13 protein-coding genes and 2 pseudogenes are annotated in these 16,069 nt (G+C 40.4%); 12 read left to right on the top strand and 3 right to left on the bottom strand.

Annotation, left to right across the window (positions count from 1 at the left end; genetic code table 11):
* Positions 1–501: 501 nt before the first annotated feature.
* Together SCALIN_RS23135 and SCALIN_RS14435 are read left to right on the top strand one after the other, a co-directional pair.
* Positions 502–2,082, top strand: a pseudogene (locus tag SCALIN_RS23135) (outer membrane beta-barrel protein).
* 345 nt (positions 2,083–2,427) lie between these two features.
* Positions 2,428–2,850 (top strand): hypothetical protein, encoded by a 423-nt coding sequence (locus SCALIN_RS14435; protein ID WP_096895161.1) that lies wholly within the window; start codon positions 2,428–2,430, stop codon positions 2,848–2,850.
* A gap of 350 nt (positions 2,851–3,200) precedes the next feature.
* Here the strand turns inward: SCALIN_RS14435 and SCALIN_RS14430 are convergent, their stop codons facing one another.
* Entirely contained in the window at positions 3,201–3,815 is a 615-nt protein-coding gene (locus SCALIN_RS14430; protein ID WP_096895160.1) for a hypothetical protein, read from the bottom strand.
* A gap of 556 nt (positions 3,816–4,371) precedes the next feature.
* Between SCALIN_RS14430 and SCALIN_RS14425 the strand changes: the two genes are divergently transcribed.
* The 5 genes from SCALIN_RS14425 (at position 4,372) to SCALIN_RS14405 (ending at position 10,471) form a co-directional block, all read left to right on the top strand.
* The gene (locus SCALIN_RS14425; protein ID WP_096895159.1) at positions 4,372–5,700 is read left to right on the top strand and encodes a replication-associated recombination protein A; all 1,329 of its coding nucleotides are present in this window, start codon (positions 4,372–4,374) and stop codon (positions 5,698–5,700) included.
* A gap of 226 nt (positions 5,701–5,926) precedes the next feature.
* Positions 5,927–7,678: an NAD(P)/FAD-dependent oxidoreductase gene (locus tag SCALIN_RS14420; protein ID WP_133111935.1), complete on the top strand. Its 1,752-nt coding sequence runs from the start codon at positions 5,927–5,929 to the stop codon at positions 7,676–7,678.
* A 42-nt stretch (positions 7,679–7,720) separates the two neighbouring features.
* Positions 7,721–8,329 (top strand): 4Fe-4S binding protein, encoded by a 609-nt coding sequence (locus SCALIN_RS14415; protein ID WP_162532339.1) that lies wholly within the window; start codon positions 7,721–7,723, stop codon positions 8,327–8,329.
* A 122-nt stretch (positions 8,330–8,451) separates the two neighbouring features.
* Positions 8,452–9,243 carry a DUF547 domain-containing protein gene (locus SCALIN_RS14410; RefSeq protein ID WP_162532338.1) on the top strand — a complete coding sequence of 264 codons (792 nt, stop codon included), beginning with the start codon at positions 8,452–8,454 and terminating at the stop codon, positions 9,241–9,243.
* 139 nt (positions 9,244–9,382) lie between these two features.
* On the top strand, positions 9,383–10,471 hold the full coding sequence (locus tag SCALIN_RS14405; RefSeq protein WP_096895155.1) for a DUF2786 domain-containing protein: 1,089 nt from the start codon (positions 9,383–9,385) through the stop codon (positions 10,469–10,471).
* Between the two features lie 192 nt (positions 10,472–10,663).
* Here SCALIN_RS14405 and SCALIN_RS24095 read toward each other — a convergent pair.
* Positions 10,664–10,786, bottom strand: a pseudogene (locus SCALIN_RS24095) (hypothetical protein); the annotation flags it as partial.
* A 55-nt stretch (positions 10,787–10,841) separates the two neighbouring features.
* On the bottom strand, positions 10,842–11,909 hold the full coding sequence (gene dnaJ / locus SCALIN_RS14395; protein ID WP_162532337.1) for a molecular chaperone DnaJ: 1,068 nt from the start codon (positions 11,907–11,909) through the stop codon (positions 10,842–10,844).
* Positions 11,910–12,172: 263 nt separating this feature from the next.
* Here dnaJ and SCALIN_RS14390 point away from each other — a divergent pair, with 263 nt between their 5' ends.
* Genes SCALIN_RS14390 through SCALIN_RS14370 form a run of 5 tightly spaced genes read left to right on the top strand, consistent with a single transcriptional unit; the run spans position 12,173 to position 16,060 of the window.
* Positions 12,173–12,655, top strand: a complete 483-nt coding sequence (locus SCALIN_RS14390) for a hypothetical protein (protein WP_096895153.1) — start codon at positions 12,173–12,175, stop codon at positions 12,653–12,655.
* Positions 12,656–12,709: 54 nt separating this feature from the next.
* A complete protein-coding gene (gene queD, locus SCALIN_RS14385; RefSeq protein ID WP_230406631.1) occupies positions 12,710–13,159 on the top strand; it encodes a 6-carboxytetrahydropterin synthase QueD in 450 nt (149 codons plus the stop codon).
* Between the two features lie 22 nt (positions 13,160–13,181).
* A complete protein-coding gene (gene hxlA, locus SCALIN_RS14380; protein ID WP_230406630.1) occupies positions 13,182–14,486 on the top strand; it encodes a 3-hexulose-6-phosphate synthase in 1,305 nt (434 codons plus the stop codon).
* Between the two features lie 31 nt (positions 14,487–14,517).
* Entirely contained in the window at positions 14,518–15,018 is a 501-nt protein-coding gene (locus SCALIN_RS14375) for a UvrB/UvrC motif-containing protein (protein ID WP_096895152.1), read from the top strand.
* Positions 15,008–16,060, top strand: a complete 1,053-nt coding sequence (locus SCALIN_RS14370) for a protein arginine kinase (protein ID WP_096895151.1) — start codon at positions 15,008–15,010, stop codon at positions 16,058–16,060. Before SCALIN_RS14375 ends, SCALIN_RS14370 begins: the two co-directional genes overlap by 11 nt.
* Positions 16,061–16,069: the final 9 nt, after the last annotated feature.

Below are 16,069 nucleotides of genomic sequence, written 5' to 3'. Positions count from 1 at the left end.
GTACAATGACCTCGTTTAAAGAATTAAGAGTTGCTAATTACAATACTTGAAATATTTCTTTATTGAAAACATACATGCTTTGGCACTATTATTGCGCTTATTCTTACTACTCGTGACTTAAAATGGGCTGCTTTGCAAATTAAAAATGTCTTGTAATTCATGGCCATCGGCAACGTTAAATTGATTCAGCATATTATAATACTAATCATTTAATTGTCCATGTTTTCCCCTCCGGAAGCCTGATAGGACTTGCCGGTGGCATGATTTTTTTCTTGACTTTACTTTTTATTTTGATTAAATAACGACCATTGTACGCAGTAGTTAGGTATGATTGCAGTTGATATTAGCCAGTTTGCGTCAGACGATATCAGCCGTTTTAGTATATTGAAAGTATTTAAAGCCTTTATATGTATGTGTATTTTCTGGTGTGTAGCGTCCGTTTATGCATGCTGGAAAATTATAGAATTTTAATTTTTTATTATGTTATGGGGAGGTAAATGAATGATAGCTAAAATCAAATTTTATTTGTTGCTGCCAATGTTCGCAGTTTTGATGTTAGGCAGTGTCTCTTTTGCGCAGAGTATAGATATGGAAGCGCTGAAAGCTGAACTTAGAGAAGAATTAAAGGCAGAACTCAAGCAAGAGTTAATGGCCGAACTTAAAAGCGAAACAAAGGCTGATATACAAGAGGCAACAATTGGCCTGAGAGATGTCATAACGGCTGATTTCAAAGACGAAATCAGGGCTGAAATAATGAGCGAAGATATCTCTTCCGCAGTTAATGAGGCAATGGCAGGCTCTGCAATTTTAAGCGGTTTGTTCAAAGGTGTAACCGTTGGTGGTTTTATCGATACCAATTTCATGTATAACCTGAGAAACTCCGGTGAAAATGTTTCTAACAGGAATGCAAATCGTAAGGTAAACTTCATAGGTGAAAATGATGACAACACATTTTCGCTACAAAACTTTGCAATGTTTTTTGACAAGGAAGCAACCGACGAACACCCGATAGGCTGGCAGGCTCATATATATATGGGCGAATTGACACAAGGTATTACTTTCTTTGGCCCTGGAAATGATGATGCCGCTTCTGCAGCAACTACTACGCTTGGAGGCACAGCAGCAGGCAGAACAGGCACCACTTTAGCACACTCTCATGATGCCTCTCTTGATGCTTCTGTTTCTGGTGCTAATGATTCAGGTACAAACGATAGATTTTCTTTAGCAGTAGCAAATATTACCTGGAATGCGCCGGTACTTGGAAAGAAACTTCCAATTACCATGGGAAAAATGTATACCTGGATTGGCTATGAGTTGGTAGAAAACATTGGTAACCCAAATTATACGCACGGTATGGTTTACAATAATGAGATACCATGTACACACATGGGTGTAAGTTTTGATGTAACTGAATTTATTCCTAGTGACAAATGGGGATTATAACTTAACTATGTTAATGGATGGGATACTTATATAGATAACAATGAGGGAAAGTCATACGGAGCTTACCTTTCTTACCAGCCTAATGACGATTTCTTCATCTCCCTAGCCGCAATAAACGGACCGGAAACATCTATGGATGGCTCTGGGGGCTTTAATGGCAGTAATTCCAGTCAAAATGTATTTATGTACGATGTGGTAATGACCTATGCATTACCACAGGTTGATAAGTTAAGCCTTGGGTTTAACTGGGACCACGGTCGTGCTAAGGAGAATGGTTTTGATGATGGCTCAGCAACTCTTGCTGCAGACAATAGCGCAGGCAGCAGCGCTCACTGGTGGGCGATGGTATACTATGCAATGTATGATTTCACTGATAATCAGCAGGGTGCTCTCAGGTATGAATATTTTGATGACGATGACGGCGCAAAGGGCTTTGGTCATTCAATGTATTCAATAACATATACGCATAATATTACCATTGCGAATAACCTTCTGCTGAGACCTGAAATCAGGTATAACAAGTACAATGTTTCAGACGCTCAAGAGGAAGCCGGTATGGGCCTGGTACATGGTGCTGATGGCGAATTTACTAATGACGATGAAATCGTACTTGCTTTTGGCACAGAATACGTATTTTAATGTTAATTGGTTACTGTTTTTATTATCTCCGTCTGCCATAATAACCTTTACCAATTGACAGGCGGAGAATTATCAAGAACTAAGTTTTTGATGTATGATGTATTTTTTATGCTGCGCAAATTTTAAAGTTTGTGTAGAAACCCAGGTCAAAACATTTCCTCCCCCGTTTTGGCTTGGGTTTTTGTATTTAGACTCGTATTTCCACACCAATTTTCATATAAAAAAGCTTTTTTGTAGACTCAACACTAAGCATAAATCTTTCATCTTGACAAATTGATTAAAATCTTTGATACTATTCTTTAAGTACGAATATGGAACTCCGAGATTGGAAGGTGCTATTAATCGATGAAGAAAGTAATTTTAATCGCAATGCTGTCGATATTAAGTTTCTCGTGCGTCGGGTATGCCAGTGACGCGTCTTTTATACGGCAAGACAGGGAGATGCTGATCAGGCTTGATGAATGGCAGAAGGCAATCAACAAAAGGATTGATGATTTAAGAAGTGAGCTTAAAGGGGATATCGCCAACTTAAGAGGTGAGCTTCAGGGCGATATCGCCGATTTAAGAAATCTTACATATGTGGTTCTTGCAGGAATCTTTGCCATTTTCAGCTTTGTACTGTGGGACAGGAGAACAACTCTTGCGCCTGCGGTAAAAAAAAACAGAGAGCTTGAGGAGCGGGAAGATAAGATAGAGCGAGTGCTGAAAGAGTTGGCAATAAAGGATGAGAAGGTGGCAGATGCGCTTAAACATGCGGGAATCCTATAAATTTGCAAATTGATTAAACTTGTGCATTAAAAACCAGCGTCATCTGGGTTAGAATGTTTTTGGAAGGGTCTGTTTGTGCAACTAATTCTTTGTAGCTGAATGGATATGCCGGTGATTATAACAATTTTTCTGTTGATTGCAGAAAATTTATAGTAAATTTGCAGTTGCCTGAAAAATTGACAGCATAAAGTTTCTCTCTAGTCCATTCGTCATAGTGTTAACGAAAGTTTTAAGTCAATAGTGCTTATCAGCTTGCAAAGCAGCTTGCCAACCAGATATACATTTTCACATGTGCAATAAAGTGAAAAACATACTACCTGTCTATCTATTCCCCCTTCAAATGGGGCTTTCTAATTTCCGTAGTTTTTCAGCTCCTCCATTGTCTCAAACGTAACCTGCTTTTCTCCATGCGATTCGGCGAGAGACCGAAGCTCATCAAACGTTGAAAATAGATCGTAACTCATTGCTGAAATCTGCTCGAAATCAATGCTCTCAATTCCCCAGAGAAAATCAAAACATTTTTTCCTGAGATCTTCACTCAGCTCTGGATAGCACTCAGCTATCTCCTTTTCTCTGGCATCCTGAGTATCGTAGGAAGGGTTACCGCTCTTTATAAGGCGACTGTCTATATATACATTCCACAGGTATTTATACCTTCTGAATGCACCGGTCCCTTCTGGTGGAACAAGACTTTCTTTATGTTGGAACTTCTCGTTTAACTGGTCAGCCACATGCATAAGCTCATGCCTGACCCGCCCCTCAAGGTTGTCTAAAGAGTCCACAATCTCCAGCACAAGTGACCGATTATCCGAACTGAGATAATTCATATCGATAGGAGAATCTGCCGGAGTATGTTTAATAGTAACTTCTTCCAGTTTCTGTTTTATACCCAATTCATCAACAACGTTTTCAATCATTTCATATATCTGTTTACTGTTATCATATCCATCTACAATCTTAATCATATAATCGCGCCTTTCTATAAAATTTTGTTCCACATAGAACTGTGGAACGAATAATATTTTATTGTTCCCGCAATAGTATTACAACAACCTGGCAAATTCAACTTTTTTCCTCATAATAGCGACAATTAGATAACATAATTGTTGGCTGACCATTAATGAGTAAAATATTCTCTTTAAGTAACGACTTAACTATCTAAGCTATTAATTACGATTTCTATTATTTTGTTGAATTGCTTAATAATTCTGCAAAAATGAAATATAATTACTTTTAAAACACAGCAGCATCAGGTCAGGTTTTTGTAGATGCCGCTTTTGTCATACCCGAATTCTTTTATCGGGTATCCAGTTGGCCCGTTCAATCTGGGCACCCACTTAAGCTTGTCCTCGCATGCTTTATGCAGGGTGCATGCCTGCCCGAATAGGTACCCGTCCGAACGGTTGAGCCGGGCGGGAAGGCGGCCAAGAATGACGGTTTTGGAAAATTAATTTGTTATATGCAAAAATCTGACCTGATGCTGCTGCTTAAAACAGGAATTAGAATTGAGGATAACTGAGAATGGCTGACTTATTTGACACAAGGGCAAAGTCTGCTAAAAAATCCCCTTTGGCGGAAAGGATGAGACCGCAAAACCTGGCTGAATTTGTTGGACAGGAACACCTGGTAGGTCCCGATAAAATCCTCAACGGGTTTAAGGAGAGAAAAGAGTTGGTATCAATGATTTTCTGGGGTCCACCGGGTGTTGGGAAAACCACATTAGCCTTAATTATTGCAAAATCCCTTGATGCCCACTTTGTCTCTTTCTCCGCTGTATTGTCAGGAGTCAAGGACATCCGGGCTGTTATTGAAGATGCCCGGCAACAGCTCAAATATTACGGCAAAAGAACTATTCTTTTTGTCGATGAGATACACCGATTTAATAAGTCCCAGCAGGATGCCTTCCTCCATCACGTGGAAGATGGTACTATCACATTAATAGGCGCTACAACAGAGAACCCCTCGTTCGAGATTAACGCACCACTGCTCTCCCGTTGTAAAGTACTGGTACTGAAACAGCTCACTATAGCAAGCATCAAAACTATAATCAACAATACCTTATCAGATAAAGAACGTGGGCTTGCCAGTTTAAAAGTCGAGGTAAATGAAAATGCTATTGACTTCATCGCAGACCTTTCTCATGGAGAGGCGAGGTCCGCCTTAAATACTCTTGAGACAGCTGTAATGCTGGCGGAACCAAATAAGGCAGATAAGAGAACGGTTACCCTGTCAATCGCCCAGGAAGCGATGCAGCGGAAGGCACTTCTTTATGATAAGGGCGGAGAGGAGCACTACAATGTGATCTCTGCTTTTATCAAATCCATGCGTGACAGTGATCCGGATGCGGCTCTCTACTGGCTGGCACGTATGTTAGAGGCAGGAGAAGACCCTCTTTTTATCGCGCGTCGCATGGTTGTTTTTGCTTCAGAGGATATAGGCAATGCTGATCCGTCTGCTATCCAGATGGCAGTTTCCGTAAAAGACGCGTTTCATTTTATCGGTATGCCGGAGGGGTGGATACCTCTGTCGCAGGGTGTGACTTATCTTGCAACAGCACCAAAAAGCAATGCGTCTTATAAGGCGTATCTAAGCGCGTTGAGTGATGTCAAAGAGAAAGGGGCATTGGGCGTGCCTCTTCATATCAGAAACGCACCAACGTCCCTCATGAAAGACCTTGGTTATGGAAAAGGATACAAGTATCCACATGACCATGGTGGTTTCGCAGGACAATCCTGTTTACCGGAAGAGCTTCAAAGTAGAGAATATTATAAACCGACAGATTTTGGATTTGATAAGGAGATAAAGAAAAGACTCGCATTCTTTAAATCAAAACGGAAGCAGGAGAAATAATGATCTTTAATTAAGTGAATAATTCCAATAGATAAATTGTCAATATATACAAAAGTAAGATGTAACTTGATCTTTAACGAGATAAAAACAAACAACTAATACTTTTTCTCACAAACATCCGATTAGGTTTTTGCGGATACCGCTTTTGTTATACCCGATAAAGGAATTCGGGTATGATATAAGAAACAGTAAAACTCCTCATGCATTAAGTAAGGAAAGAACGTTTATGAACTTTGTATCAAACTATTTCAATTGGCTCCAGAAGAACAATCCAGAAAACAGTGTCGAGAGCTATCCTGAAATAGATGAACAAAACGAAACTTCTTTACCGGGTGTCTATATTGTAGGAGATTTGACCGGTATACCCATGCTTAAACTTGCTGCAGATGGAGGATCAAAAATAGTAAAACGGCTCTTCTCTGGCCAAAAAACTACATCTGAAAAAGCGAATAATTCCGACATCTACGACTTAGTTATTGTCGGTGCCGGACCCGCTGGTATTTCCGCGGCAATAGAATGCAAAAAAAGGAACATTAATTACATTATTTTAGAATCAAGTCGCATCCTGAATACAATAGAAAATTTTCCAAAAGAGAAGCCCATTACATTGAAACCGGATAGAGTTCGGCTGGAAGTCCCATTAGAAATGGCTGACGGTACCAAGGAGACGCTCCTGCATGAACTGACGATCCAGATAGAAAGAGAAAATCTTAATATTGAAGTGGGGACTTTTGTACATAAGCTCAGTCGCGAAGAGAATACAATTCATATCGAAACAAACAAAAAAATGTATTTGGCGCAGAAGGTGATACTATCCATAGGAAAAGCCGGTAAGAGCCGTCAGCTCAAAGTACCCGGTGAGTTATTGCCAAAAGTATTCAATAAATTGTACGACCCGGGAGAATTTACCGGTAAAAATATTCTGGTTGTTGGTGGTGGTGACAGTTCGCTGGAGTGTTCTATCGCACTTGCAGAATCAGGAAACAGAATAACCCACTCTTATCGTAAAGAAGAGTTTTCCAGACCAAAAGAGGAAAATATAAACAGGTTCAATGGCCTGGTTGAGCAAGGCAGTATTATACCATTTTTAGAATCAATAGTTACAGAAATACGAGAAGAAAAGGTATTCCTGAAAACAAAAGAAGAAGTTAAAGCTATACCTAATGACGTTATCTTTATCCTCATTGGCCGTGAACTGCCCACACAATTATTCAAACGTAGCGGCATACGTATGGAAGGAGAGAAAGGGGTGTCATGGTGGTGGTTTATGGTTGCGTCAATAAGCTTCTTCTCTATGCTCTATTTTGGTAAAGGAGGAACCGCTTTTGATCTGTTTGTGGAATCTAATACCGTATGGGCAAAGATAATTGCATATTTAAGCGCGCCATTTAAAGCACCGCTTAATTGGGACCTTTCTGGTTACAAATGGTATTCATCATTAAACTTCATCCTGGGATGGGCGGGCTCGATGGTTTTCTTAATTTCCGGAATCGGATCTCTGGGTTTATTAGCAAGACACGGGAGAACTAACTTTCGAACTCCATGGCATGCATTTAAGTATACATATTTCATTGGAGTAAGCGGGTTTTTTACGATATTATATTTTTCTAAATCGCTGCATAACACTATGGTGACGGCAGAGTGGATTGAATCACCTACATATTGGTATTCCCTTTTCTATTGTGTAACGATGCTCATCTTTGGTATACGCCGTATATACGTCAGAAAAACACTCTACGTTTTCTGGCAGATGACGACCCTTGTGTCGATTCAAATTTTCTTTCTTTTTCTCTTTCCGTTTCATCTGTACGAGCCTCTCATCCTGGCTAATCTGGGTACAAATCACTGGGCAGTGACAGAGCTCTTCCCGAGCGGCAAATGGAGTAGTTTTGCTTTAATATTATTCTGGCCGCTCATATGTGGGAATTTGGAAGTAGCTTTTTCTGGACATGGTTTCCTTTTGTACAGACTGGCTTAATTCTATTTTTCCTTATCCGGCATTATGGGAAAGGTGTATATTGTGGCTGGATCTGCAGTTGTGGGGGGCATGGCAGAAACACTGGGAGATGAATACAGGCGTAAAACACCACATGGCCCAACGGCGAAAAGGCTTGAAAATGTTGGACAGATCATCCTTTTTGCTGCTATCATTTTTACCCTAATTGTCTATCTGAATAAATCAGGCATGTGGAGTTCATTTCCTCTTTTAAGCTATACAATGACGGGTGTATACAAATTTGTAATAGACGTAATATTTGCAGGCATTCTCGGCCTTGGTGTCTACTTCTTTCTTGGTGGGCGAATTTGGTGCAGATATGGATGCCCGCTCGCGGCGCTAATGCACATATACACAAGATTTACCAGATACCGAATCCTGTCAGAAAAGAAGGATTGTATCTCATGCGAAATTTGTACAAGGGTGTGTCATATGGGTATAGATGTAATGAGTTTTGCAAACAGGGGTATTCCAATGAACGATGTACAGTGTGTAAGATGTTCGGCCTGTGTAACAGAGTGTCCTATGGACGTACTCTCCTTCGCAAAATTAAAACATGGAGATAGTCACAATCGTAGTCGAGAGCAAATTCCTTATTATGGAAAAGATGACTGGCGTGCGGGAATAAAGTAATTGGATAGCTTAAGACCAAATCTCTTTTAAGTGAGAAGTCTGTCATTCCCGAATGCTTTTATCGTGAATCTCGAACCCTACAAAATTTAATCATGAAAAAATTTATTAAGATATTTTGTCTTATGTTCATTATTACCCAGCATGCAACATCTGCTGAAAGAGACAATACATTATGGAATAGTTATCAGGAAATATTAAATAGCGCCATTACAGTAAATACGTTTTCTTCTATCTATGGAGATTTCAGTCATACATCGGTCGACTATGATAAAATAAAGAATGACTCTGCTCTCCAGGAAAAAATTGTACTCCAACTGAAGAAATTAAAAACAGTTACGTCGCCGAAATGGACAAAAGATAAGCTTGCATTCTGGATCAACGCATACAACTTTTTTACAATAGTTGATGTCGTCAATAATTATCCGATAACTGGTATGAAAGAGATCGGCTGGAAGAACAGACATCACGAGGTCGACGGCGTGTTTTATAGCCTTGATGACATTGAACATAATGTTATCCGCCCACTCTCCGATCCGCGAATACATTTTGCAATCAACTGCGCTTCGGTCGGATGCCCCAGTTTGAACGCTGAAGTTTTTAATAGTAATCAAATAGACATGCAATTAGACATAGTAGTGAAAAATGCGCTGAAAAACCCACTGCATCTGAGAAAGGTTAAGGACAAGCTGAACACAACACCGCTTTTTAAATGGTTCAGCAAAGATTTTGAAACCGGAGGATATGAAGGAGTTGCAGACTTTGTCAACACATTTGCTCCGAAAAGGTTAAAGCGTGTACATCATATGGAGAAGAAGATAACGTATGACTGGAATCTGAATACAGAACAAAACGTACAGAAAAAAATGAAGGAACTTGGCACAAAATTCTCCGAATTACAACTTGATAGTAAATAGTATAGTGTTATTCATTTAAGATAAGTCGCACATTTCAACTATCTTCTCAATCCTGTAGTAAATCAACAAAATCATGTACCCCTCTCTTGACTAAACTGGTATTATAGAACAAGATTTGTATACCAAAATTAACCTGCTTATGAATAACATAGACAACACATTAAAAACGGCCTGGATCAGACAATTGAAGGCAGATTGGAAAAATGCTAATTACCATTATTTTAAAGACTCCATGCAACTTCCAAACCTTGAACTCTCTTTTTCAGAGGATGTTTTAGGTACGTGGAAAGGCGGCTTTCACCGTCGTCTATCGATCAGCACTTTTCTCATAAATAACCATAAATGGGAATATGTCCAGGAGGTCCTTTATCATGAAATGGCGCATCAATATGTAGAAGAAGTTCTGGGTATTCGGGACAGCCTGCCCCATGGAGAGGCGTTCAAACGGGTGTGCCGGAATAATAACATTGATCCTTCGGCCACAGGTGATATTAAGTCCTGGGTAGAAAATCGCAATAATACCTCCTCTGTAAGTAAGGAAAACCACAAGATACTGGACAAAGTCCACAAGCTGTTGGCGCTGGCACAGAGCCCCAACGAGCATGAGGCCCAGAATGCCATGACCAAGGCTCATGAGTTTTTATTAAAACACAACATTTCATTATTAGATGTGCAAACTGAATGGAACTACATCTTTAAACAGATAGGAGAGGTGGGAAGGCGTAATCCCATCAAGTCCATTATCAGCTCTATAATCTCTAAATTTTTTTTTGTGGAGGCGATCTGGACATTCGGATATGACCAACACAAAGACCGTAGTGGTCGGGTCCTGGAAATTTACGGAACCCCTGAAAATGTTGAAATGGCAGAGTATGTATATAACTACCTTCAAAATATCTCGGAGTTTTTATGGACAGAGCATAAACGACGAGAAAAAATTGGAGGGAACAGACATCGAAGAACATTTATTTACGGTCTTCTGGACGGTTTTTATAATAAGTTGGACGGTCAGGTTATTAAGAACCAATCCAAAGAACTTGTCTGGACAGGAGACCCGAGGCTCAAGGAGTTTTACCACCGGAGAAACCCCAGGACCGCACACTCCTCATCCCGGTTTTCCAAGAGTTGCAACGATACTTATAATTCCGGAATGGACCAGGGAAAAAACCTCGTCATTCATAAAGGCGTACAGGGAGATAGTAAAGGTAGAGGCCGGTTACTAAATTAGCATTCTACTGACGGACTTTTATCATCACGCAAAGCGGCAAAGAACCCAAAGGATAAGACTGCCGGGAAAACCTACGGATATTTATGGACCATAATTCACTTTTCACGTTCTTAGCAACCTCTGCGGCTTTGCGTGAGAATATTGTCTTTCACTTTTGTCATACGATACAAAGGATCATTCAAATTGTTGGATGTCGCCATCACTTCGCTTCAGATCATCAAACATACGAACATACATATCCATCTGACGAACGTTCTGATGAGTTAGTTTGCGGGTTTTCAAAGCTATAATCACAAAATATTTAAGCATGTAATTTTAAAAAACCATAAGTTAATAGGGTCACCTTTCCTAGATCAAGGTGTGATGCATTTTAATTATGCTCAAGTGTTTCCAACTCCCTGAGAAGCTCTTCCTGGCGTTCAGACAGTTTCTTTGGCATTTCTATTATTATCCTTACTAACTGGCTACCCTTTTCCCCACTTTTCGTCTTGACCCCCTGTCCTGTCATCCTTAACATTTGATTGGATTGTGTGCATTTAGGGATCTTTAATGTTGCTTTCCCGCTTAAGGTTGGGACCTCTATTTCTCCTCCCAATGCCGCTTTGGTGAATGGTACATGCGCGTTGTATCGAATATTCAGTCCCTCTCTCTCAAAATATGGGTGTGAAGCGATTTTAACATGTATATACAGGTCTCCCGCTCTTCCACCCCTGGTACCAGCTTCTCCCTGACCGGAAAGCCTTAATGTGGAACTGTCCTCAATGCCGGGCGGTATTTTAACTGACAAAGATCTGGGTTTTTGCACCCTTCCTTTACCATTACAAGTATTGCATGGACTACTAACCTTCCTGCCGGAACCGTTACAATTAGGGCAAGGGCTACTAATAGAAAAAAAACCACCACCACCAGGTTGTTGCTGTCTGCTTATCTGTCCGGTGCCATTACATTGAGGACATACTGTTGACGCTCCATTTCTGTCGCCCGTTCCTTTGCAGGCATCACAAGCTTCACTCTTTGTAAGCCTGAGCTGTTTCTCGCCTCCTAACGCCGCATCGGTAAAAGAAATTTTCATTTCGTATCTGAGATCTTGTCCCTGCTGGGGTCCGGTTTTTCCACGATGAAATCGCTTGCCGAATATATCTCCGAAAATATCTCCAAAGCTACTGAATATGTCGGAACTGCTTTCAAAACCATGAAAGCCCATATCATCAAGTCCCGCTTGTCCCCTCAAGTCATACATCCTTCTCTTTTCAGGGTTACTCAACACCTCATATGCATTTGCGGCTTCCTTGAATTTTCGTTCAGATTCTTTGTCTCCCGGATTTTTATCCGGATGGTATTTGATGGCGAGCTTCCTGTATGCTTTTTTCAACTCGTCATTGGTTGCATTATTACTTACCCCTAATACCTCATAGTAGTCACGTTCTTTCGCCTTCATGTTATAATCCTTTTTAATAATTTGTTTTGTAATTCTAGCATGCATTCTAATGAAAATCAACTACCTGGTTCATGGAAAAAATAACAGTGTTGTAATAGTATGACAAACTATTGTACAATGGATTGCATCAAGAAAACCGGCACCTTGAAAGAGGGACCGCGCTTGTTTGTGAATGAATGATTGCAAAATTTAATTAGTGTGAATTGATGCCTGTCCGGCAGGCGAGCGTGAAATTAGCGGATATATTTTAACGGAGATTTAACATGATGCTTTATAAATTAATTATAATTAACCATTGGCTTCATCTCTCTGCCGCGGCCCTTCTGGCTGGCGGGATGATATTTCTTGTGGCGATATTACGGCCTGTTTTGGGGAGGAGCTCATCTGTTTCAGGGATAGGGGCATTTTCCAATAGTGTCCATGATAGATTTCGTATTTATGTGGGGATGCTGATAGGGGTACTTATTATTACAGGAATATTTAATTCAATTGACGGTATCATGTCGGTTACTGAAGAACACTTAAAGTCGGGATATAAGGTATTAGTTCGGATTAAGATTTTACTCGCAGTGTGCCTCTTTATTATTTACGGCGTTAATGCCTTTCTCATTAAAGAAGACAAAACTGAAGAAGATTGTTCATGTTTAGTAAAACCGCCTGTATATAAGAAAATATTACAGGCATTTGCGCTGATATTGGTCTTTGTAATACTGTTTTTAGCTGCATCATTGAGGTTTTATCGATAAAAAAGATTACCTTCTAAATTGCCCATTTGACTGATTGCAGGCTTTAAAAAACGCTTGACTTTAATTTTAAGCGAAGTAGAATTAATAGTTAAACAAATAGTATTTTCTGCCGATAAGAAGTGTACTGGTTTTCTAAATATGTATGAATTAGTTGTCGAAAAAACATTTGCCGGAGCTCACAATTTACGTGCTTATGATGGAGAGTGTGAAAGATTACACGGACATAACTGGAGGGTAGAAGTTACACTAAAGGCAGAAAAACTCAATGAATTGGGGATGGTCATGGACTTCAAGGATATTAAAAAGAGACTTGAAGAAATTCTTTCACGCTTTGATCACTCTTATTTAAATGAGTTGAGTGAGTTTAAAGAGGAGAATCCAACAACAGAAAATGTTTCAAAGGTAATATATGACAACTTGAGCGAGCAGTTACCTCCCGAAATATTTGTAGCCAAAGTTAAGACATGGGAGTCTGAAAAATGCGCTGCCGCATATTATATATAATCCGTTCTTTTACAAACCATAAGTGAATATTAATTTAGACACTCCTATCCTCCAAATAGCTTTAGATTTTATAAACTTAAGACGCGCAATCAATGTGGCCAGGGAAGCGGTTGGCTCTGGAGTCGACTGGATTGAGGCAGGCACTCCCCTGATTAAAAGTGAAGGGTTGGATTCTATAAGGGCGTTGCGGAAAGAATTTCCTTCGACGACGATAGTAGCTGATATGAAAACAATGGATGCGGGTCGCCTGGAAATGGAAACGGCTGCAAAGGCGGGAGCAGACATCGCCGTAGTAATGGGATGCGCCACAGACGCTACAATAAAAGAGTGTATAAATACGGGTAAAAATTACGGGATAAAAGTTGAAGTTGACCTCATTGGGGTTACTGACTCTGTTTCCCGATCAATAGATGTTGAAAAATGGGGTGCGGATATTATAGGTGTTCACACCGCAATCGATGAACAGATGCATGGGAACCTTCCTTTCGAAAAGTTGAAAGAAATTTGTTCTAAGGCCAGTATCCCAGTTGCTGTTGCAGGAGGAATTAATTCTGAAACAGTTGTTGATGCGGTAAATGCGGGTGCAAAAATAATAGTGGTAGGCGGTTCAATTTGCAAGGCGCCTAACATAAAGATTGCTACAGAAAAAATAAAAAATGCTATATCAACCCGTGAGAAAGTTGCGGAGGTTCTCTATAAAAGAACTTCAAGTGATGATATCCGTGAAATATTAGAGAGGGTTTCTACCGCAAATATATCAGACGGCAGACATCGTCTGAAGGGAATCGCCGGGATGAACTGTATAGGTTCAGAAACAAAAATGGTCGGGCGGGCTGTAACTGTTCGAACATATCCTGGTGACTGGGCAAAGCCGGTTGAGGCGATAGACATTGCGGAAGAAGGAGATATTATCGTTGTTGATGCTGGAGGTGTGGGCCCTGCTGTTTGGGGAGAGCTTGCAACACTTAGCGCAAAACAGAAGGGACTTGCGGGGGCAGTCATAAACGGAGCAGTACGTGACAGTGGCGAAGTCAGGGAATTACAATTTCCCGTATTTGCAAAACTGGTTATGCCGAACGCAGGAGAGCCTAAAGGCTTTGGTGAAATAGGTGTTCCTATAAATATTTCAGGCATTACAATAAATAATGGTGACTGGGTCGTAGGTGATAGTGATGGCCTGATCGTTTTACCAAAGCGTGAAGCAAAAGAGATGGCTAACTACGCAATGGATTGGCTGGAAAGAGAAAACAGATTACGCGAAGAAATTTCTCAAGGGAAGACTTCTCTTGCAGAGGTCACAGAACTACTTAAATGGACAAAAAAATAAGAACTGTTAGGAGGGGGGAAGATACTTACTAATGAAATGCGAGTCATGTAATAAAAAATTGGCAACAGTACATCTCACAGAAATCATAGAGGATGAAAAGAAAGAGAGACATTTCTGTGAGGACTGTGCGCAAAATGTTACAAATCATTTTCCGAAAGCACCATCCCCATCTGATATTTTAACAAGCCTTATTAACCAGGTATCACCCGAAATAAGGGAAATGTCAAAAACAACCTGCCCTGTATGCGGACTCTCTTATCTGGAATTTAGATCTCAAGGCCGTCTTGGTTGCCCCATGGACTATAATGTATTTAAGAAGGGGCTGTTACCTCTAATTGAAAGGATGCATGGCAGTTCTCAGCACGTGGGTAAAGTGCCTGCAAATGCGGGTACGGAGATTGTTAAGAAAAACGAACTAATCCAATTACGTAAAGAATTAAACGATGCAGTGGAAAGAGAAAATTACGAAAAGGCGGCAGAATTAAGAGATAGAATTTATGAACTTTCAGGGAATGTTGAAGATGGAGATTAAAGATCTTTATGACAATACCGGTGAGTGGCTAAGGGGAACCGGCAAGGAATCTGACATTGTAATCAGCAGCAGGATCCGTCTGGCGAGAAATATTGCAGGATATCCTTTTCTGTCCCGTGCAAATTTGAAACAAAGACAAGAGATAGAAGCTTTGCTGAGAAGAACGATAATTGAACGCGATATAGCGCAGGATGTCTCATATGTAAATTTGAACCAGGCAACTGCGGTCGATAAGTTATTATTGGTAGAGAGACACTTGATCAGCAAAGAGCATGCCGAAGGGGAGGGAGAAAGAGGTGTTGCGTTTGGAAAATCGGAAACGGTCAGCTTAATGATTAATGAAGAAGACCACCTCAGGATCCAGGTAATCCGTTCAGGTTTCGAGCTGAAAAACACATGGGACACAATTGATGAAATTGACAATATTCTGGGGGAAAGTTTGAATTTCGCATTTTCATCAAAATTTGGGTTCCTGACTGCATGTCCGACAAATGTTGGTACTGGTATGCGGGTTTCTGTCATGTTACACCTCCCTGCGCTTGGCATGACAAAACATATTGAAAAGGTTTTTAATGCGGTTGGCAAACTTGGTTTAGTAGTAAGAGGTTTATATGGAGAGGGTACTAAGGTTTCCGGTGATTTATACCAGATTTCAAACCAGTTTGCCCTTGGGAAATCAGAGAAGGAAATATTATCAATAATTGAAAGTGTGATACCGCGAATTACAAGTTATGAAAGAATGGCCAGAAAGGCTTTGGTTTTAGAAAGTAAAGACCAGTTAGAAGATAGAATCTGGCGGTCATATGGTATGCTGAAGGCAGCTCGAATGATTACGTCTGAAGAGATACTACAATTACTCTCACAGGTCCGTATGGGTGTCAATATCGGTATGATCGATGATATTGAAATGCAAACGCTCAACGAACTCTTTGTCCTGACTCTTCCGGCACATTTACAAAAACTGCAGGGCTGTGAGCTGGATTCCGCACAAAGAAATGTTATCAGGGCCTCTTACGTAAGGAAGAGGCTTGAAGGTTTATAAAAAAAAGGT

It is taken from the genome of Candidatus Scalindua japonica (assembly GCF_002443295.1).
Lineage (GTDB): Bacteria > Planctomycetota > Brocadiia > Brocadiales > Scalinduaceae > Scalindua > Scalindua japonica.
The sequence above is the reverse complement of the archived record's forward strand: the minus strand, read 5'-3'. Positions and strand labels throughout refer to the sequence as shown.